Genomic DNA, 19401 nt, shown 5'->3' with positions numbered 1-19401 from the left:
GCAGGCCATCAGCCAGCAAAGCCATTGAGCCATAAACGATCCCGGCCAGGGTCAAAACCAGCTTTTGGCCTATCCCCCCTGGGGGGATGGCATGAGAATGCTACTGTAGCCAGATGGCTTCAACAACCTTGACAGAGGGGGCAGTGTCCAATTCGGCATACTCTCACCCTCCCCCCGATGAAGACGAGTAAACCAAGGTGCTATCGCTTTCCAACATGGCTTACGATCTGGAAGACCTCATCAGCCCTGCGCTCACGGGGCCAGGGGTCATGTCGCTGAACCTGGTTGTGAGCTTTTCAGGGGTGCAGTCATGCCTTATCCGATCCGGTCCATGGCTCAGCGGCCCGGTGTTGCTTACAACCCTCCCGGGGTGCCGTCAGCGGCTCATGATGCAGCGCCTTCAACAGGCCAGCTGTCATAGCAACGATAACCAGCGAGAATGGCAGGGCCGCGAGGATGACCGCATCCTGGAGGACGGCAATACCTCCCGCCACTAGCAATACCGCGGTCAATACTCCGTTGCCAATGGCCCAGCCTGCTCTCGACGCCTTGGGAGGCTCAAGCTGCCCTCCTGATAAAATGATATTGACCACCAATGCGCCGGAGTCAGCAGACGTTATAAAGTAGATGCTGATAAGGAGCGTTGCCACCAGACCCATCAAAAATTTAATTGAGTCAGTCGTCTGCAGGTGCTCAATGGTCGCGAAAAGTGCATAGGCGATGTCTTTATTGACCGCCTCAACAATTCCGCCACCCCCGAATAGCTCGCTGTGGAGTGCAGCGCCCCCCATCACCGAGATCCATACAAAAGTCACCAGCGTTGGTAGGAGAAGAACCCCGAAAACAAACTCTCTCAGGGTGCGGCCGCGGGATATCCGGGCGATAAACAACCCGACAAAAGGTGACCAGGCCAGCCACCAGCCCCAGAAAAACACCGTCCAGGTCGATTGCCAATTTCCCGGTTCATTGGCGCCAACATAGAATGTCATGATCAATAGACTATCCAGGTAACCGCCAATTTCCTGCACCAACAACCCTGCCATGTAATCAAAGGGGCCAATAATCATAAAGGCGGCGAGTAAAATCAGCGTTAGCCAAAGATTTACCTCACTCAATATTTTCACGCCCCGCCTGACCCCAGAAACCACCGAAATCGTCGCGATTACAGTAACCACGGCGACCACCGACAGCTCCACCCAAAGAGACGCCTCCACGGAGAAAAGCCACTTGAGCCCCGTGCCAGTCTGACGGGCTCCCAGCCCCAGCGTCGTCGCCAGACCAAATACAGTCGCAAAAACAGCGAGCGCGTCAACGACGTGCCCCCAAAAGCCAAAGATTCTTTCACCAATAAACGGGTACAGCGCTGATCGAGGCGCGAGCGGGAGATCATGGCGATAGCTGAAGTATCCGAATGCAATCGCGACCAACGCAAAAATAGCCCATCCGTTCAGCCCCCAGTGGAAAAACGACAATTGAATTGCAGTAGACGCAGCGGAGGGAGTAAAGCCCTCCGAAGTAAAAGGGTTACCCTGAAAGTGCATGATTGGCTCGGCGATGCTCCAGAACAGCAGCCCCACACCCGTGCCGGCCGCAAACAGCATCGCCAACCAGGGAAAAAGCCGGTATTCCGGTTGTTCGTAGTCTTTACCAAGGCGCACGTTCTTGTAACGCCCCAGCCCTAGCCAAATAACAAATGCCGTCAGAAACGCAACCAGTGCCACATACCACCAGCGCAGCAGACCATCCACGTACGAGGAAACATAATCAAGCGCATACGCAAACTCAGACTGCCAGATCAGCGCGCCAGCGAGGGTCAAACCAATGGCGCCAATGCTGAATAGTGACGGCAAGATGGGTTGTTGGAGATGGCTATTGCCTTTTTCGTTCCACATGATGATTAGCCTTTTATTATGTCCTGGTCTGCCAATAGCGATGCTCGTATAAATTACGAAAAATGCTGCAGTTATTATCTGAATTCACGACCCCAGGGGAGCGGTACCAAGGCTCATCCTCAGCATCTTCTTATTGCAGGTAACAACAAGAACCAATCCCGACAGCAGCACCAACAACACACCCCAGATCAAATAGGTATAGAGCATCGGCATAAAAAATCATCCTGGCTCAGTGTTTGTTCACAAGATTGCGGGGTGCACCCTCAATGAAGCCAACAATGTTTTCGCCGGTGGTCGTGAGGATTCTTTCGACAGCCTCTTTCGTATTGAACGCACTGTGCGGGGTGACGATGACGTTTCTCATGTGCTGAAGAACATGGTTGGCGAACAGCGTTTCCAGATCATGTTTCTTGTCAAAAAAGGAGCGGATCAATTCCGCCTCCTCCCTGATGGAGGGCTCATCCGGCAGTACATCAAGACCGGCAGCCGACACTTTCCCATCCGCCAGCGCGTACAGCAAAGCCTGGGTATCAACAACGGAGCCGCGAGCGGTATTAATCAGGACAACCCCGCGCTTCATCCGCGCGAACTCCCTGTCCGACAGAAGATGCTTGGCCGATTTGCTGCCAGGTACGTGCAGCGTCACCACATCGGACTGCTCAAGAAGACGATCCAAATCGACGTAAGACACGCCATACCGGTCGGCGAATACGTCATCCGGCCTGGGATCGCAGGCAAGAACGTTCAGGCGAAACCCCTGCGCTATTTCTACAACACGCTTTCCGATAGATCCGGTGCCAATCACCCCCAGGGTTTTGCCTTGCAGGTCAAACCCCTGCAGGCCTTTCTGTGAGAAATCCCCCTTGCGAGTGCGATTGATCGCCTCCGGAATCTTGTGGCTAATGGCAAGGAGCAGCGCAAAAACATGCTCTGCTACCGTCTGGTCACCGTAGACGGGCACATTGCTGACCGGAATCGAATTTCTGGTACAATAATCCAGATCAATATGGTCGTATCCCGTCGACCGGGTAGCGACAAACTGCAGATGTTCAAAGCACTCCAGGACCGAATGGTTCAGGGCTGAATGAACGAAGGGGGAGATGATATCGGCGTCCCTGTATAGCCCAACGTTGCCTGTTCCGAGTTCCTCGTCCGTGAAAACAACCTCATGATTGCAGCAGGCCTGCTGCAAAATATCGCACTCCCACTTCTCTGCCTCAAAGAACACAATTTTCATTAGCTTTCCCTGGCCAAACTCATTTTTACTCCGACCTCAGCACAGGTAGCCACAGGATGGGGCTACCTGTGCTGAGGTCATCGATATGGTCGTTTCGCGCCTAGACTTTCTCTCGACGCAGACGCAGGGAGTTCATCACCACTGACAACGAGGACGCACTCATTGCAAAAGCGGCAAAGATCGGTCCTATCAGAATGCCAAAAAATGGGTAGAGTACGCCCGCAGCTATTGGCACACCCGCGCCGTTATAGACCAGGGCAAAAAACAGATTCTGCTTGATATTCCGCATCGTCGCCTGGGACAGCCGCCTGGCGCGGACAATACCGTCGAGGTTGCCCTTAACCAGGGTAAAGCCTGCGCTCTCAATGGCGACATCCGCGCCGGTTCCCATCGCAATACCGACATCGGCCTGGGCCAGGGCAGGCGCGTCATTGACCCCATCCCCTGCCATCGCCACCTTGCGTCCCTGGCTCTGAAGCTCGCGAATGATACTGGCCTTATCTTCTGGCAGCACGTCGGCGCGAATCTCATCAATACCGAGTTTGCCCGCCACTGCCTTAGCTGTGCGCTCATTGTCACCCGTTGCCATGATGACGCGGAATCCCGCGGCATGTAGCGCCCTCAGCGCGGCAGGCGTTGTTTCCTTGACGGGGTCGGCAACGCTTACAAGGCCCGCAACGGCGCCCTCAAGCACCACAAACATAACCGTTTCACCCTCGTCGCGCCTGGCATTGGCAACCTCCATCAGATGGCCGCCGTCCAGCCCCAGTTCTTCCAGCAGCCTGGCATTGCCCAGTGCCACCGGCTTGCCATCAACAACCCCTTTAACCCCTTTGCCCGTGACCGCTTCAAAGTCGTCGGCCTTGCCGAGTGTCACGTTGCGTGCCTCGGCACCGGCAACAATGGCTTCGGCAAGCGGGTGCTCCGACCCCTTCTCCAGCGTGGCCGCCAGCCTCAGGACTTCGGTCTCGTCATGATTCGATTCCGGCAGCACGGCCACCAGCTTTGGCTTGCCTTCTGTCAGGGTGCCGGTTTTATCGACAATCAGGGTGTCCACCTTGGCAAAACGCTCCAGGGCTTCGGCGTTCTTGATCAGCACACCCACCTGGGCGCCTCGCCCCGTCGCTGTCATGATCGACATGGGTGTGGCCAGCCCCAGTGCGCAGGGACAGGCAATGATGAGAACCGCCACGGCGGACACGAGCGCGTAAGACAGAGCCGGCGCCGGCCCCCAGATGGCCCACGCCACGAAGGACAGGGCCGCCACGGCAATCACGGCCGGTACGAACTTGCCGGCCACCATATCGGCAAACTTCTGGATAGGCGCCCGACTGCGCTGGGCATTGGCGACCATTTCGACGATCTGGCTGAGCATGGTATCCGCCCCCACCCGGGTCGCCTCCATAACCAGACTCCCGGTACCGTTGATGGTGGCCCCGGTTACCTTGTCACCGTCGACCTTCTCCACCGGAACCGGCTCCCCGGAAATCATTGATTCATCGATGGATGAGCGGCCTTCAACAACCACGCCATCCACCGGCACCTTGTCACCGGGGCGCACCCGCAAATGATCACCGACCTTCACATCCTCCAGAGCGACCTCTTCCTCGGTGCCATCGGGCCGGATCACGCGCGCCGTTTTCGCGGCCATATCCAGCAGCGCCCGAATGGCTTTACCTGTGCCCTCACGGGCCCTCAGCTCCATCACCTGGCCCAGCAGGACCAGCGTGACAATAACGGCTGCCGCCTCAAAATAAACGCCAACGTTACCCTCGGAGTCCCGGAAGCCTTCCGGGAAGATCCCTGGCAGGAGCACCGCCACGATGCTGAAGATGTAGGCCGCCCCGACCCCCATGCCAATCAGGCTGAACATGTTCAGATTCATTGTGCGAAACGAATTGTAGCCCCGGACAAAGAAGGGCCAGCCGGACCAGAGAATCACGGGCGTGGCGATCACGAGCTCAATCCAGAGCGAGACCCGCTCACCAAAGAATTCGCGAACGGCCATGATGCCAACATAGGGGGTCATGGTCAGAATCAGCAGGGGGACCGTAAAGACCAAGGCAACCCAGAAACGGCGGGAGAAGTCCACCAGCTCCGGGTTGGGGCCCTCATCTTCCGCGGTGGCCGATTCCTGCTCCAGTCCCATACCGCACAGAGGACATGCCCCGGGCTTTGTCTGTCGGACTTGAGGGTGCATGGGACAAGTGTAAACCACCCCCGAATACCCGGGTGGTACACGGTCATATGTTCGATCGTCGCCTGACGGTTTTTCATGATCTCCAGAACAATGGTGAGAGTGATCTGAATGAGAACTCACTTTATTGTTTTCCAGAGGCACAAGGTGCATCCCGCATTTCGGGCAATTCCCAGGCTCATCAGATATGACCTCCGGATGCATCGGGCAGGTATACTGGCCCTCCGACTCCTTCCCAGCACTATCTTTGATAGCAGAACTATTTTCTTTGGCAGACATCTTCCGATCATCCTTTCGATGGTTTCATACCATTCGAGCCTCTCAAGGTTCGACCTGGTCATAAGCAATGTAGTTGCCCTCTACTGCACTCCATTCCACTACGCCCGGATGAACTGAACCTGAAAAGCATTTCTGTGCTTTGCATTTTTTTGATCACCATCAACTTTTCGGTAAAGCCATTGCCCTGAGCTACGCGTCAAACCGGACTTTCAGCTGAAATTCAGTCTTTGCCTATAATCTGGTCAACTAAGCAACATAAAAGTTCGCTCGCCCCTTTTCAGAAGCTGGAGATACAAAAGATGGTCGGTCAGAGAATTATTCGCGTCGCGGTCAACGGTTATGGCGTTATCGGCAAACGGGTAGCGCAAGCCGTTGCGGTACAAAAAGACATGGCTGTGGCTGGCGTAGCTGATGTCGCGCAGGACTGGCGAGTGAGAGCAGCGCTGAGTAGAGGGTATGCCCTGTACGGCGCGACTGAAGAGCACGCCGTTGCCATGGGCGCAGCCGGGCTTGATGTTTCCGGCACACTGGATGACTTACTTGAAGCTGCGGATATCGTCGTGGACTGCACACCGAAACGTCTGGCCAGCAAGAATATCGAAATCTACCGGCGGCTTGGCATCAAGTACATCGTTCATGGCGGCGAGACACATGAAAGCACGGGCCATTCATTCGTTGCCGAGGCCAATTACGCGAGTGCTGTCGGCCGTGACGGCACGCGCGTTGTATCGTGCAACACAACGTCGATCATTCGTACCCTGTCAGCGCTCAAACGCCACGGCTTGCTGGACCGGGCACGGGGAACCCTTCTGCGCCGGGCCACCGATCCCTGGGAGAGCCATCAGGGCGGGATCATGAATACCCTCGTGCCAGAGCCGGAGATTCCCAGTCACCAGGGCCCGGATGCCCAAAGTGTCGACCCGGACCTGGATGTGGTAACCATGGCGGTCAAGGTTCCGGAGACACTGGCCCACCTGCACTACTGGTCCGTTCAACTGACACGTGAGGCGAGCAAGGACGAAGTGCTCGACGCGTTTCGCACTTCCTCCCGCATCGCCCTTATCCGGATCAGTGACGGGCTCAGCGCGATCAACAGCGTCAAGGAGTTGATGGCCGACCTTGGCCGGCCTCACGACAGCCTGTATGAAGTCGCGCTTTGGGAAGACATGCTCAAAGTGCAGGGCAATGAGCTGTTCTATGCCTATATGGTCGACAACCAGGCGATTGTTGTTCCGGAAACCATCGATGCCATACGCGCACTTACCGGGGCCGAACCCGATGCGGAAACGTCGATCAGAGACACCAACGACAGCCTGGGTATCGGCTCTTTGGGGTTATAGATATGGACGGCAACCCCGGCGACGCCGCCTGTGAACCCGAGGGCGGGGCCGTGAAGGGTGTGTTCAGGCTGTTCGGTGAGGGAGACGAACTCTATGCGGAGATGATTCGCTCGGTCCGTACCGCCAGCCAGCGTATCTTTCTTGCTTCGTATATCCTGGCGGCGGACGAGGTGGGGACTGAACTGCTTGATGAACTGATGAAGCAGTCTCGCCAAGGCCTCGACGTGCGCATTCACGTTGATGCGCTGGGCTCAAGTGGCGTCCTTACGCGGCTGCACCGGCGCCAGCTCAGGGCCGCCGGCGTCCGTCTACAGCGCTTTCACCGCTGGAGCTGGCGGCAACCGATGCGTTACAACCGTCGCGACCATCGCAAGCTGCTGGTCATTGACGGCAAAACAGCGTATCTCGGCGGCTTCAACATTCATCGCGAAGGCTCGAGGCGCTATTACGGCCCAAAGCGTTGGCGCGACGTGCATGTGTGCTTCGAGGGGCCTCTGGCGGCGGAGGCTGACGCTCTGTTTGACGCCTTCTGGTGCGGTCACCCTGACTGGAGCCCACAGAGTCATACCATCGGTGACAGCCGGATCACTCCCAATACCACACGCGCCTGCCGCATCCAGCTGCGGTGCTCCATCAAAGACCAACTGGCCGGAGCATCCGACAAAATCTGGCTGGCGACGCCCTATTTCGTACCGGACCGGGGATTACGCAAACAACTTGCTCTCGCGGCCCGCCGGGGAGTCGATGTGCGGATCCTGACCACCGAAAAGACCGACTCGACCCCCGCACAATGGGCTGCCCGCGCCATTTACGGGGAACTGCTGGAACACGGCGTTCGCATATTCGAGTACACACCCCGGCTATTGCATTCCAAAGTACTGCTCGTTGACGATGCCTGGGGCAGCATAGGGACCGCGAACTTCGACTACAGAAGTTTGTTTATTAACTATGAACTGACGCTGATTTCCACAAACGAAGCCTTGAATGGCCAGTTAAGAAACGAGTTCGTAACTGACTTGCAGGATGCCAGTGAAATCACTGGCATCGCCTGGAAACACCGCGGCTTCATAAAAGCCGTGTATGACACGCTTGGCCTGTTGCTACGCAAGTGGCTTTGACGTGGGCCCACGCAGATCGGGGCTCAGCTTGCCTGGTATGCCGAACCAGGGGCCCAGCCACCCGGTGCGGCAATGATTAAGGACGCAGCGAGTGCTTTGGTGCGAGTCGAGTCATACCGCCTTGATAATCTCCGACAGCCTATCTCTCACCTCACCCGCAATATGCTTGAGTTGCTCATTATCGATCGCTGTCATGGATAACACGGGATCAACCGCACTGACTTCAACGCCCTCCGGGGTCTCGCGCAGGATGACATTGCACGGCAACATAGCGCCTACCCGGGGTTCCACGCCAATCGCTTCCCAGGCCATGGCCGGATTGCAGGCACCGAGAATTCGGTAGGCGGGCATGTCCTTGTCCAGTTTCTTTTTCATGGTGGCCTTGACGTCTATCTCCGTCAAAACCCCGAATCCCTGATCGGCCAGGGCCTTACGGGTTCGCTCATCCACGGTCTCGAAATCCACATTCTGAATTACGCGATTCATTGTGTAAGACATATACATCTCCTTTTCTTTGGGTAAACCGAGTAAGGCCTACAGTAGCCAGCCCTTCGATATCAACATCTAACCTTTTCAGAACCCATAGCGCACCCCCAGATACAGGTTATTGTTGTCCTGAAACTGACCGAAGAAGGTTTCCTCCCGGGCGCCGAAAAACAGGTTTCCGCCGGCTTCAACAGAGAGATGATCATCAACCTGATAGCCCACCCGGGGGCGCAGGTACGCGTCCCGGTCCGAGGGCGAGTAGAACAGGAACAACGACCACTCCAGATTCTGGCTGTGTGTCAGCCAGGTAAGCCGCTGGGTGAGGACGTGGCGATTCTCGTCCCGCACCGGGGCACCAGGGGGCAAGGCCCGCCGGTAGGCCTCAAACTCGCCCATGCGCTCAAGGTAGTATTGCAGGCCCAGGGTCAGGTTACGGGCAATTTCCTGCTCATAGCCGAGCAGCAGGCGCAGCTCGCTGTTGCGTACTGTGGGATCGTCGCCATCGCGGTCTGCGCGGGAATCGTAATAGCCCAGCTCGACGTTGCCGATGCCGGCCCCCACCGGCCCGCGCAGGCTGGCGCCGAGCACCGACAGCGGAGGAAACCTGGCCCGACCGCTGGCCGGATCAGCCCCGGCCGGGCTCTTCCAGAAGCCGTCGTAGCCGTAGAGCGCGACCTCGTAGGCGCCAAGGTTACGGTACAGCCGGGCGGCCCACTCGTCGTCTTCGAACGCGTCCGCCGGGCGGTCCGCCAGTACAACCGCATTGCGCCCGGTCAGCCGCCCTTGCCCTGTGTTGAAGAAAGAGAGACGGCGGCCGTCGATGAAGCGATCAGCGTCAAACCGGGGGGTGTAGACAAGGTCAAGATTGGCCCAGCTGGAAAAAGCCGAGACCTTCAGCGCGTCCGAGGGCGCCTTGAGGTACTCCACATCGCGGCCGATAAAAAACGAGACCCAGTCCTTGGGAAACAGATCGTTGATGAACACCAGGTCGCCGGTTCCCCAGGTGAGTATCTGGCGCCCCAGCTTGACATCGGTGTCCGCGCTCGGCGAAAACACCAGGCTGGCCTCGCGCAGGTCGAAGGCGCCCTCACCCGATTCCAGGTCCACCGACCGATCATCGTCCAGGTCGTCATAGAGAAAATCGCCGGTAAGGCGCAACGTTGCTCCCCGGAAATACTTCTCCGCCTCGAGCTGCAACCGGGTTTCGGCGATGGAGAGATCGCGCTGGCGGGGATCATCGCCCAGCCGGGTTCCGCCGCGGGCCTCCCAGAAGCCGCGCAGACGAAATGGCAGCGCCGCCGCAGCCGGTCGGTCGGTGGTCTGTTCTGCCCCGGCCTCACCCCCGAGGCCCGCTGGCAGGGCCGGTTCCGCGGTATCGCTGGCGGGCGCACCCAGCCCCTCCGGCAGCTCGGGCGCGGCCGCCCATAGCGCCCCGGGCGCTGCACCGAGAACGATACCCGCCAGCAACATGCCCCAGAGCAGGCTTCTGGTGTTCATCCACGCCCTCCTGCCCTCAGTGCACCGGTGGTCACTGCAAGTACTCCTTTGGTGCCCGGCGCAGGTAGCGCTCCGAGAAGACGTCTTCCGGCAGGCCCAGGTCATAGTCAATGCCAGTGTAGGTCAGCTCCGTGGTGCCGCCGCTGCGCAGGTTCTCCATCCTCGCCTTGACGACCGTGGGGTAACCCTGCACCTTCTCCACCGCCAGCGCGGTGTAACGCCGGTAGAGGTTGCCACTGTCGTCGACATACTCGGTGCGAACCGGCAAGAACGACTGCTTGTGGATATAGACATCGTAGTAGGCGAACTCAACCTCCCCGGGCCGCCTGGGTGTGTTGCGCACTACGTAGTAGTTGTCTGTGGTCTCGATCAGCTCATGGCTGTCGGCATCAATACTGCGCCCGGAGATATCCTCGTAAAAGAAATCCGAGCCGACGAAGCTGGTGCGTTTGTCGGAGGCGGCAATTCGCTTAACCAGATCCAGCGCCGGCAGGTACAGCCAGCGGTCGTCGTCCCGGTCCTGGTGTTTCCACACCAGCAACGTCATCTGGCTCACATCCGCCGGCCGCCGGAAATAGACATAGTACTTCTGCTCGCCACGATAGGCGCTCCCCTCAATGGCATCTGTCTCCGGGCCGTCCCGCCGCAAAATGGTAAGCTCGCGACTGCGGGTACGCCCCTGGCGGTCAGTGATGGTCATGGCAACCCTGGCGCGGCCATCACGCCCCTGGAAGTAGGAGACCATATTGGCCCGGTTGACAATACGCTCCACCGAAGGCGCACCACCGGCATCCTGGGCCAGGGCAATGGGCGTGATGCCCAGCGCGATCACCACCAGGGTCAGCTTTTGGAACAGGGTAACAGGCCAGTATCTACTCATTGCACGCCTTCCTCTTGGTTTTGCGGATTCGGGGCGGCCCTGCGGGCACCGGGAAACAGCCATCGTTGCAGCAGGGTTACCAGTGCCGGCAGGATCAGCAGTGTGCTCAGGCCGGCGGTCAACAGAATGGCCGCGATAAATACCCCCACCGTCTGGTAGGGCACGAGCGGTGCGGCCAGCAGCGGCAGGAAACCAACGCCAAGTACGATGGCGTTGCGGGTTATCGCCCGTGCCGGCTCGCCGAACATCGGCGCCACCGAGCGACGCCAGGAGCCTGTCTCAGCCTGGGTGGCGCGGGCGCGGGCCAGGAAGTGGATGGCGTAGTCCACGGCGAGCCCCAGACTCAGGGCGCTCAGCACGGCGACCGGCATATCGTAGTTCTTGCCGATGATACCGATCAGACCATAGATGGCCCCGATGGTCACGGTCAGGGGAATCATGCACAGCAGTCCCCAGAGCAGCGAGCGGAACAATAAGGCCATCAGCAGGAGCACGACCACGAAACTGCCGAACAGGGCCATGGCCATGCCGCTGACCATTTTGTCCTGCCAGACCACATTGATGTAGTTAAGACCAAACCAGCGTGCCTGGATCGACGCAGGCGGAGGGTTGGCCGCGATGAAGTCGTCGAGCGCCTGAACCACCCGGCTCATATCCCGGTTGTCGCCACTGGTAAGCTGAACCCAGATGCTGGCACGGCGGTAGTCGGGGGTAACGAAGTGCCAGAGATCCTGGGGGCGGTGGCCATTCTGGTAGGTGAGCAGGGTCTGCGCAACCGCCGCCGGACTGTCCGGAATGCGAAAGGCTCCGGCATCGCCGCCCAGCAGTTCGCGGTGAACGGTTTTGACCAGATCGGCGACGGAGTTGGACTTGCCGACCACGCCGGTCTCGCCCAGCCGCTGCTGCAACCTGGCGATGTAGCGCAGGACTTCGGGGCGTTTGAAGATCTGGTTGTCCTGGGCCGCGTTATCCCCCTCCGGAACCAGCGCCAGATAGGCCATGTAGGTGCCGCCGAAATGTTCGTTGAGCACCCGGTCTGCCACCCGGATGGGGTGCTCGGGCTCGAACCACTTGACCGGGTTATCGTTGATGCGGATCAGGCTGATGCCATAACCGGCGGCCACCACCACGACCATGGTAACCACCAGCACCGCCCTGGCGTGGCTGACCACGCCCTCGCCGAGGCGACGCAGCCAGCGCCCCATGACCGTATCCTGGTCCGGGTCCCCGGCGGCGTGACCGAAGCCGGTGAGCCGCCGCTCCGGCATCAGCATGATGTAAGCCGGAATGAAGGTCACCGTGCACAACCAGGCCAGGAACACACCAATCGCGATAAAGATGCCGAACACCTGAACGGGCGGGATCGGGGTGAGTGCCAGTGAGGCAAACCCCGCCATCGTCGTCAGGGTGGTGAACAGCATCGGTTTGAACAGTATCCCCATAACCTCCCGGATGGCCCGGTGGCGGTCACGATGCAGGGGATAGCGGTCGAAGAATTCCGAGAGGATATGCACCGCGTCCAGCACCGCAATGGGCATGATGAATACGGGGATCATCGAGCTCATGATGTGGACGGTGCTGCCGCTGATCACCAGCAGCGCCATGGTGCTCGCGGCCGCCACCATGGCCACGATCATCGCCGAGGTAATGAGCCGGACGTGGCGGAAGAACCACCACATCACCAGGAAGATGACCAGCATTGCCAGTGGCGCCGAGATCGCCATCTGATAGAACATCTGCACACCAAAGGTGTCCTCCGCCACGGGCAGCCCGGTGATGTAGACCTGATCGCCGGTATCCTTCCAGCCAGCGACTTTGTCAAGCAGGGCTTCGCGGACCCGGTAACTCATGTCCTTGCTGGTCAGCGGCAGGTAAAGGGCGACTGCCTTACCATCGGCGCTGACCAGGGTATTGTCGAACAGCGGAATGCGTTGCGCCCGCTCAAGAATAGCGAGCGCCTGGTTGCGGGTATCCGGCGGCTCTGGCATGAGCCAGCTGAAACGAACCGAGCCGACCCCCTCTTGCTCAATGTTGTCGACCCGCGAGAGCGCGAGCATATCCTCCTCGACCACGCCCTCCTGCCGGCCCGGGTTGTCCGGATCGGGCCACCTGAGCGTACTGGCATACTCCGTCAGCTCATAGATGCGCCGCAGCGAACCGACATTGAATACCCCGTCAGGGTTGCTTTCGTTGACCACACCCACCACGACCATGTCATAAAGCGAGAATTGCTCCTTCATGTCGTCGTGGAAAACGCGCACGGGTTCGTCGGAAGAGAGCATGTTCTCGGGGTCGGTATCGATGGTCAGCGGATTAAGCAGACCAAACCGCTCGGGCCAGACGCTTGGCAGCGCCGCCAGCGCCACCAGCACCAGCGTGACAACCACCATGGCCCAAACGGTCAGTCGAGGACGGTCAGTGGCGAACTGTAGCCACGAACTCTCGGTGTTTTCAGCCATTGACAGCGCCTCCGCAAGTCAGTCGAAGGCGGCGCCGGGCTTCTTGCCCAGGGCCTTGAGGATCTTCGCCAGAGGGCAGAATCCGCTGAAGGCAGCCTGCAGCATGTTGGCGCCCACAAACGCGGTGAACCACAGCCAGTAAGGCGAGTGGAGCTGGGAGAGAGCCAGACTTACAAGAATGAAAGATCCTGCGAAGGCGAGTACAAGGCGGTCGATAGACATATGCCCCTCCTGTTATAGTAGCGCGTTCCGGCACTTTCAGCAGATTGCGCACTGCGCTGGCTGCACTGAAAGCACCCGTACACAATACCTGGCATGGCCACGTGCCGGGCCATGGAGAGCCGGGGCCTGCCAGACGACGACGGGCAACACTTGACTACCTGGCCAAGAGCAGCCGATCATCTGAACCAAGCCTAACATATTCACGATTGCAGAGCTATGAATGTATGAATAAAAATCAGATGTCGGAAGCGGCGGATCAGGCCACCAATCTGCTAAAGGCCCTCTCCGGGCGGAGCCGGCTGATGATCCTCTGCCAACTGGTCGACGGCGAGCAGGCGGTGAGCGAACTTGCGGATGCACTGGAGATGCGCCAGGCGGCCGTCTCCCAGCAACTCGCCCTGCTGCGCAAGGACGGCCTGGTATCTGCGCGCCGCGAAGCGCGGACCATACACTACTCCCTGGCGGGAGAGGAGGCGCGCCGGATCATAGAAGTTCTGTATGAGCTGTTCTGCGATAACGACGCATGCTAAGAAGTAGGGCAACAAGGAGTTTCGAGTTGCCCTACTTCAACTACTAATTGCTGGCAAAGGCCTGGCGCATGTATAGAACCATGGCCTCCGCCTGCTCCTTGGTCAATGAGCTGATGCCACCCTTGGCGGGCATCGCCATGGATGAGCCGGGGCTCTTGAAACCCTCCATGATATTGGTAACCAATACATCGTCACTCTTGGTCAGCCGGCCATCGCTCTTTGTGAAGTCAGGAACGCCGGGCAGCTTGCCCTTTCCGTCTGCGCCATGGCAGGCAACGCAGGTGGAGTTATAGAGCTTTTCGCCGGCTTCCACGCTGTCCGCCTGAGCCGCGGCTCCGCCTGAGTAGGCAAAGCTCCCGGCGACCAGGCTGGCGATCAGAAAAGACGATCGTTTCATTTATTCTCCCCCTTATTATCTGCCGGATCATTGGCTTTCTGGAGGAAGGTCAGGATATCCCTTGTTTCCTGCCCGGTTAAGCCCGCTCTGAGACGCATGTGAAGCACGGATGGCTCCCAGAAATCGTCACGGAACTCGGCCGGGTCGCGCATGTTATGACACCGTGCGCAGTTGTCGGCCCATGACTGGGCGCCCCGGACGAACGCCATGGGATCGTCGGCGTCCTGGGCAGCGGCTGAACCTGCGCCACCGAAGAAAAGCGCAGCCATGAGTGCAGCATTACTGATGAGGTTGCGGTTCATTAGTTTCATGTTAATACCCTCTTAAAAGCCGTAAGCCAACTGAATGTTGAAGCGCTCGTCATCGTCGATAGCGTTGTCATCGTAATCATCCACGGTGTAGGCCGCCTTGATGATAACGTGGTTTGCGAACAGGTAATTCACCCCTGCAGACCACTGGGAGCGGTTTGCATCGGCACCCGGGGTGTCCAGGTCACCTATGCGGACAACGCCTTCCCACTTGGTATCCGGCACCCGGTAGGCCGCCTGCGCATACCAGGCAGTGTATTCGAGTTCTTCGGTCACCGCGCCACCGGCAACCGCGCTGTTGGCTTCGCTTCCCACGGTCTGCTGGATGAATTCACCGCGCAGCTGCAGGGTGTCAAGGTTGTAAACGGCGTCCGCACCCAGGACTGTGTAGTCACGGTCCGGCTCTCCCGCCGCCAGGTCAGACACATCGTGCCCCTCGGCCACTCCGATCTTGCCCAGGGCGCCGGACAGGCCCAGCTCCAGCGCAGGCACCGGCAGGAACCCTACTCGGCCACCGTAGACGAAATTACCATCGCCATTGGATGCGGCAGCCTCGGTTTCCAGTTCAATTTCCACTTCTTCGCCGGGATCAGCATCAACAACAAGGGTCGGACCGTTCGAGGTGAACAGCGCATAGTTGGCGCGCATCGACCCGCTCAGCGGAATGCCGCCACGCAACTGAACGCCCAGGTCGGAGAGCGGGGCTGCGCCCCCGTGACCAAAGCCCACGGGCGCGGTCGGCAGCTTGTTGATCCAGCTTGGGTGGACATTCTGGCGGAACTGGCCGATCGGGCTCAGGAACTTGCCCGCCACCAGCGCCATGTAATCGTTCAGCATGAGATCGATGGTCGCATATTCTGCTGCGATTTCGGTTTCACCGTTTTCATCGGTCTCGACTTCAAGCTCGCCTTCAAACAGCACTCGGTCGGAAAACTGAAAATGAAAGATCGGCGCAAATCGTGCTGCCGTAAAACCATCCTCTTGCAGGTCGGAGCCCGCTATGGCATCAACGTTGGCGTATCCGGCCATGTGCAGCTTGGACAGCGTATCGAGGTTGTTGCTCTTTACATCCTCCCGCAGTGCCGCGATCTGCGACTCAAGGTTGGCAATTTTTGATTCGGTGTCTTCGTTTGCGATCGCGGCCCCGCTTGCGAATACGGAGGCTGCCAGCGACAGCTTAATAAAATGGAGTTTTTTCATAGGTGCACCCTTCTGGGTTAGATGAAGAGACGTATATAGCTGTTCCGGAAAAAGGCTTTCGAATAAAGCCATCGATCCAAAACATGAACAATTAGACACCCTTGACCTGAAACGAAACTGAAATTGTCAGTCGTGCCGCCCTTATCTTGATGCAAGTCAGTTTTTACAATGGCCGGATATCATGAGATTGAGCCAGCACCGTATGTGGGGGCGCCACGCAGTATAGTCAGACACCCGGGAATGATCGCTCCTGTACGCCGTCTCAACGGAATCGAGCCTGATGCGAACCAGTCGACCGGCAAAACCAATACCTGCGTCACACCGTATCATTTTCACTACTATTTCGTGACGCAGCGGCGAGCTGACGCCACCGCCCCCAGCGGGGGATGAACATCGGCACCTGCCGCTGGTAGGCACGGTACTCCTCACCGAACTCCTTGAGCACCTGCCGTTCCTCACGTCGAGCCAGCCATGTGTAGACAAGCACGATCACCGGAAAAAGGCCGACCGAGAATAACGTCGGCCAGTGCACCACCCCTTCTCCAAACAGAGCGATGAATAGCCCCGTATACTGCGGATGCCGCACATACGCATACAAGCCGTCTTTCACCAAACGGTTTTCACCTCGCGCCTTGTGGACCTGACGCCACCCCTGAATAAAGAGGCCGATCCCGGTGAACGCGAGCGCATAGCCGAGCAACATTGAGACCAACATCCCGGTTTCGCCCAGCCCTATCAGGGTCGACCACAGGCTGGCGCTGACATACTCACTGTCGAGGCCAAAAAAACGCACCAACAGATAAATAGTGAGCGGAAAACCGTACATTTCCGCATAAAGCGCAATGATGAAGGCCTGCACCACTCCGGCGCCGGCCCATTCCCGCCAGTTTTTCGGCGCGAAATAACGGTAAAAGAACCAGAAGACTGTTGTAAATCGATCCTCGCGCTCCATCGCTACAATGTCGCCTTATCAGCGCCTGAGGAGCCACTTTTTGACAGGATCGCCTGCACTATCGAATGGGCATCACATTTGTTGGCCTGCAGCAGCCCCGATGTATCCAGGGTGCCACCATGGTTTTCATAGCCAAACGCCAGCGTCCGGTCGGGCCCGAGATCGAGAGGACGGCAGAGTCCCAGCAAGGCCTCTGGGCGCATATGGCACACGAACACTCTGAGTTTTGTATCGTGAGGAAACAGCTCGGCCCTGTAAGAACTACCAGACTGATGCCCTGACTCGATTGGATCCCGGGGACTCCGGAATCGACCGGGCTCGAGAAGGCAGACCACACCACTCGAAAGCCCTCTCTGAGCCAGCGCTTCGGCAACCTCAAGGCAAACCCGGAGTTGATAGGCGCCGACAGCGATCAACTGCACATCACCGGCTTCACCAAGAGCGATGGCACCATCCCGGAGCAATTGCACAGCCTGACGGCCGTCAAAAACGGCAGGCAGTTTTGCCTTGGGAACCGTCATGGCCCAGAACTGCCCCTGGGTTCGAAAACACTCGTTAAGGCACGCCACAGCACTATTGCAGTCGGGAGGATAGACAACGCGGGCAGTGTCACTCATTTCTCCCATCAGGACTTCGCCGAAGGCCGGGTCCTGATGAGACTGCTCGTTCTTGCCGTTTTCCCAGAGGTGCGACGTCGCAATGACCGGCACGGATAACCATCGGGCGGGCCGACCGAGACTTTTCTGGTGTCGCGCAAAAATAATTTCCTGCCGAAGAGCGCCAATCATTTTCATGGCAAACGCTTCGTAGGACACCACCAGATTCATACCTCCCTTATTACCCAGAGCGGCGCTTACAACGGCCTCCTCATTCAGGGCTGTGATTACCGAGCCGTGAAGGGATTCCGCAAGGCCGGGCTCGGGCGTCAGGGTGCGATGCTTCAGAAGGTCAAGCGACTGGTTCATCTGATTACTACGCAATTCATCCGGGTTCCCCAGGCGAATACGAAGCGCCGGGTTGGCCTTTACAAGGGCAACAAACTGCCGATCAATCGCCACCATGGGCGACTCTGATACCGCCGTTTGCAACCAGACCGGTTCGGGCACAGTTTGCAGCTTGACGTCACGACAGCTCAGCGGATGATCCTTTTCCGCAGGCCGATCGTCTGCCCGGTGAGTTGCCAGCACGTCGCGGGCGCCGTGAATCTCGATCTCGGGCACAAACAAACGGGCAATGGATTCGTTAAAGTGCCTGCGCGAGACCTCATCAAATCTCGGTATTGCCGGAAGCGGGGTACCATGCGCCGCGTTTGAGCCAGCACCATAGAAACCATAGCCTTTGACCGTCTCGGCAATCAGATAGGGGAGCTTTACAGGGTACCTCATGTGGCCGGCGCTGACCTGTTCGCTGCACGCCTGAAGCCTCGATTCGGCCTCGAAGATGCCCCAGATAAAGGCCGCAGGGTCGCGGCCATCAATGAGTATGGGGTAAAAACCATTGAGCTCCAGGTGCTGCCGGAACCAGTCCGTGCCTCCTTGCAGAAAGATGGTTGACCGTTGATCAATGCGGCGCCCGTTAGCAATCATCACCGGGGTCACCAGGCCACAGTCCTCGGCTCGCCACCAGCGGCTTGCCCAGTCGCTGCCCCGCTGCTCCTCAAATGCCCCATCACTGAGAAACGCGACCAGACGCTCCCCCGGCAGCGGCATATGGGTGTATTGCAGTTCCGCAAAGCCCAGGTATCCGCCCTCGATCAGCCCGCCGGCAGTGTGGGGGTTGACGTGACTGCCCAGGGGAACCCCCGGTGTCCCATCGAGAGTGACGGCGTAGCTGTAAAAGTCACTCACCAGCCGGGACAGCCCCGCCTCGTCGAGCGTGTACCGATCCTGCTGTTCTGGATGCAGATTGCCGAGCAGTATGTTGACGCTTTCGATAGCCGCCACACAGTGCCCCTGCCCCATCAGCCAGCTACGGGTCAGCCCCGCCAACGCGTTGGCGGCCGTGTAGCCAAGATAGGCAGGCACCATGTTCAGCGAACCACCGGTATGCCCCTGGGGATTTTCCTTGAAGTCATCCGCCGCCAGCGGCTGTCCGGACAGGTCCACTCTGCTGGCATAAGTCATGTGGGCTACCAGCCACATGGCCGCGTTGGTGAGGGTGTCTGCAGCCTCGAAAATAATCAGGGCATCGTCGAGCGAGTCATAACGCCCGGCACACACGAGTTCCTGGCACAGGTCGAACACGCGCACCTGGGTCAAATCGGTATGTTCGATCACCCCACGCCCTTTTGCCCAGTTGGCAAACTGGGGGTAACGCTGCCGATATTGGGCAGCACGCTGCTGGATTCGATGTGAATCCTCAATGGAATAGCCGTTCATGATCTCTCCCTGATAACTCTACTGACGTT

The 19401-nt window shown here is 58.6% G+C and carries 16 protein-coding genes; 3 read left to right on the top strand and 13 right to left on the bottom strand.

The annotated features are described in order from the left end of the window. Positions 1 to 308 precede the first annotated feature (308 nt). The 3 genes from ACGK9W_RS19320 to ACGK9W_RS19310 all read right to left on the bottom strand — a co-directional run bounded on the left by ACGK9W_RS19320 (position 309) and on the right by ACGK9W_RS19310 (position 5530). Entirely contained in the window at positions 309 to 1892 is a 1584-nt protein-coding gene (locus ACGK9W_RS19320; RefSeq protein ID WP_008169995.1) for a BCCT family transporter, read from the bottom strand. Positions 1893 to 2121: 229 nt separating this feature from the next. Continuing rightward, the gene (locus ACGK9W_RS19315) at positions 2122 to 3129 is read right to left on the bottom strand and encodes a hydroxyacid dehydrogenase (RefSeq protein WP_008169999.1); all 1008 of its coding nucleotides are present in this window, start codon (positions 3127 to 3129) and stop codon (positions 2122 to 2124) included. A 100-nt stretch (positions 3130 to 3229) separates the two neighbouring features. Continuing rightward, a complete protein-coding gene (locus ACGK9W_RS19310; protein ID WP_405421111.1) occupies positions 3230 to 5530 on the bottom strand; it encodes a copper-transporting P-type ATPase in 2301 nt (766 codons plus the stop codon). 374 nt (positions 5531 to 5904) lie between these two features. On the opposite strand from ACGK9W_RS19310, the gene ACGK9W_RS19305 reads away from it, so the two are divergent. Beyond that, on the top strand, positions 5905 to 6945 hold the full coding sequence (locus ACGK9W_RS19305) for a type II glyceraldehyde-3-phosphate dehydrogenase (protein ID WP_092033469.1): 1041 nt from the start codon (positions 5905 to 5907) through the stop codon (positions 6943 to 6945). Positions 6946 to 6947: 2 nt separating this feature from the next. Continuing rightward, the gene (locus ACGK9W_RS19300; RefSeq protein WP_008170004.1) at positions 6948 to 8063 is read left to right on the top strand and encodes a phosphatidylserine/phosphatidylglycerophosphate/cardiolipin synthase family protein; all 1116 of its coding nucleotides are present in this window, start codon (positions 6948 to 6950) and stop codon (positions 8061 to 8063) included. Between the two features lie 111 nt (positions 8064 to 8174). Here the strand turns inward: ACGK9W_RS19300 and ACGK9W_RS19295 are convergent, their stop codons facing one another. From ACGK9W_RS19295 to ACGK9W_RS19275, 5 genes are all read right to left on the bottom strand, one after another. Beyond that, positions 8175 to 8561, bottom strand: a complete 387-nt coding sequence (locus ACGK9W_RS19295; RefSeq protein ID WP_092033463.1) for a DUF302 domain-containing protein — start codon at positions 8559 to 8561, stop codon at positions 8175 to 8177. A 75-nt stretch (positions 8562 to 8636) separates the two neighbouring features. Beyond that, complete coding sequence (locus ACGK9W_RS19290; RefSeq protein WP_405418223.1) at positions 8637 to 10046, bottom strand: hypothetical protein; 1410 nt, start codon at positions 10044 to 10046, stop codon at positions 8637 to 8639. 31 nt (positions 10047 to 10077) lie between these two features. Next, positions 10078 to 10926, bottom strand: coding sequence for an outer membrane lipoprotein-sorting protein (locus tag ACGK9W_RS19285; RefSeq protein WP_405418220.1), 849 nt, complete (start codon positions 10924 to 10926; stop codon positions 10078 to 10080). Beyond that, positions 10923 to 13385 carry an RND family transporter gene (locus ACGK9W_RS19280; protein ID WP_405418217.1) on the bottom strand — a complete coding sequence of 821 codons (2463 nt, stop codon included), beginning with the start codon at positions 13383 to 13385 and terminating at the stop codon, positions 10923 to 10925. Before ACGK9W_RS19280 ends, ACGK9W_RS19285 begins: the two co-directional genes overlap by 4 nt. Positions 13386 to 13403: 18 nt before the next feature. Continuing rightward, positions 13404 to 13607 carry a DUF2892 domain-containing protein gene (locus ACGK9W_RS19275; protein ID WP_053113999.1) on the bottom strand — a complete coding sequence of 68 codons (204 nt, stop codon included), beginning with the start codon at positions 13605 to 13607 and terminating at the stop codon, positions 13404 to 13406. 224 nt (positions 13608 to 13831) lie between these two features. Between ACGK9W_RS19275 and ACGK9W_RS19270 the strand changes: the two genes are divergently transcribed. After that, positions 13832 to 14137 carry a helix-turn-helix transcriptional regulator gene (locus tag ACGK9W_RS19270; RefSeq protein ID WP_008170014.1) on the top strand — a complete coding sequence of 102 codons (306 nt, stop codon included), beginning with the start codon at positions 13832 to 13834 and terminating at the stop codon, positions 14135 to 14137. Positions 14138 to 14180: 43 nt separating this feature from the next. Here ACGK9W_RS19270 and ACGK9W_RS19265 read toward each other — a convergent pair whose 3' ends face one another. From ACGK9W_RS19265 to ACGK9W_RS19245, 5 genes are all read right to left on the bottom strand, one after another. Then, the gene (locus tag ACGK9W_RS19265) at positions 14181 to 14534 is read right to left on the bottom strand and encodes a cytochrome c5 family protein (RefSeq protein WP_008170016.1); all 354 of its coding nucleotides are present in this window, start codon (positions 14532 to 14534) and stop codon (positions 14181 to 14183) included. After that, positions 14531 to 14845 (bottom strand): hypothetical protein, encoded by a 315-nt coding sequence (locus ACGK9W_RS19260; RefSeq protein ID WP_008170017.1) that lies wholly within the window; start codon positions 14843 to 14845, stop codon positions 14531 to 14533. Before ACGK9W_RS19260 ends, ACGK9W_RS19265 begins: the two co-directional genes overlap by 4 nt. A 12-nt stretch (positions 14846 to 14857) precedes the next feature. Beyond that, the gene (locus ACGK9W_RS19255; protein WP_405418211.1) at positions 14858 to 16042 is read right to left on the bottom strand and encodes a porin; all 1185 of its coding nucleotides are present in this window, start codon (positions 16040 to 16042) and stop codon (positions 14858 to 14860) included. A gap of 316 nt (positions 16043 to 16358) precedes the next feature. Beyond that, on the bottom strand, positions 16359 to 16994 hold the full coding sequence (locus ACGK9W_RS19250; protein WP_405418208.1) for a methyltransferase family protein: 636 nt from the start codon (positions 16992 to 16994) through the stop codon (positions 16359 to 16361). Between the two features lie 2 nt (positions 16995 to 16996). After that, the gene (locus ACGK9W_RS19245) at positions 16997 to 19372 is read right to left on the bottom strand and encodes a xylulose 5-phosphate 3-epimerase (RefSeq protein WP_405418206.1); all 2376 of its coding nucleotides are present in this window, start codon (positions 19370 to 19372) and stop codon (positions 16997 to 16999) included. Between the last annotated feature and the right edge of the window lie 29 nt (positions 19373 to 19401).

This window comes from Marinobacter flavimaris (genome assembly GCF_045057155.1).
GTDB classification, from domain to species: Bacteria; Pseudomonadota; Gammaproteobacteria; order Pseudomonadales; family Oleiphilaceae; genus Marinobacter; species Marinobacter manganoxydans.
The sequence above is the reverse complement of the archived record's forward strand: the minus strand, read 5'-3'. Positions and strand labels throughout refer to the sequence as shown.

Excerpts from the sequence above, each read along its gene's own strand:
- ACGK9W_RS19275 (WP_053113999.1), bottom strand. The coding sequence starts at position 13,607 with ATGTCTATCGACCGCCTTGTACTCGCCTTCGCAGGATCTTTCATTCTT.
- ACGK9W_RS19280 (WP_405418217.1), bottom strand. The coding sequence starts at position 13,385 with ATGGCTGAAAACACCGAGAGTTCGTGGCTACAGTTCGCCACTGACCGT.
- ACGK9W_RS19260 (WP_008170017.1), bottom strand. The coding sequence starts at position 14,845 with ATGAAACTAATGAACCGCAACCTCATCAGTAATGCTGCACTCATGGCT.
- ACGK9W_RS19270 (WP_008170014.1), top strand. The coding sequence starts at position 13,832 with ATGAATAAAAATCAGATGTCGGAAGCGGCGGATCAGGCCACCAATCTG.
- ACGK9W_RS19250 (WP_405418208.1), bottom strand. The coding sequence starts at position 16,994 with ATGGAGCGCGAGGATCGATTTACAACAGTCTTCTGGTTCTTTTACCGT.
- ACGK9W_RS19245 (WP_405418206.1), bottom strand. The coding sequence starts at position 19,372 with ATGAACGGCTATTCCATTGAGGATTCACATCGAATCCAGCAGCGTGCT.
- ACGK9W_RS19285 (WP_405418220.1), bottom strand. The coding sequence starts at position 10,926 with ATGAGTAGATACTGGCCTGTTACCCTGTTCCAAAAGCTGACCCTGGTG.
- ACGK9W_RS19320 (WP_008169995.1), bottom strand. The coding sequence starts at position 1,892 with ATGTGGAACGAAAAAGGCAATAGCCATCTCCAACAACCCATCTTGCCG.
- ACGK9W_RS19295 (WP_092033463.1), bottom strand. The coding sequence starts at position 8,561 with ATGTCTTACACAATGAATCGCGTAATTCAGAATGTGGATTTCGAGACC.
- ACGK9W_RS19305 (WP_092033469.1), top strand. The coding sequence starts at position 5,905 with ATGGTCGGTCAGAGAATTATTCGCGTCGCGGTCAACGGTTATGGCGTT.
- ACGK9W_RS19300 (WP_008170004.1), top strand. The coding sequence starts at position 6,948 with ATGGACGGCAACCCCGGCGACGCCGCCTGTGAACCCGAGGGCGGGGCC.
- ACGK9W_RS19290 (WP_405418223.1), bottom strand. The coding sequence starts at position 10,046 with ATGAACACCAGAAGCCTGCTCTGGGGCATGTTGCTGGCGGGTATCGTT.
- ACGK9W_RS19315 (WP_008169999.1), bottom strand. The coding sequence starts at position 3,129 with ATGAAAATTGTGTTCTTTGAGGCAGAGAAGTGGGAGTGCGATATTTTG.
- ACGK9W_RS19255 (WP_405418211.1), bottom strand. The coding sequence starts at position 16,042 with ATGAAAAAACTCCATTTTATTAAGCTGTCGCTGGCAGCCTCCGTATTC.
- ACGK9W_RS19265 (WP_008170016.1), bottom strand. The coding sequence starts at position 14,534 with ATGAAACGATCGTCTTTTCTGATCGCCAGCCTGGTCGCCGGGAGCTTT.
- ACGK9W_RS19310 (WP_405421111.1), bottom strand. The coding sequence starts at position 5,530 with ATGCATCCGGAGGTCATATCTGATGAGCCTGGGAATTGCCCGAAATGC.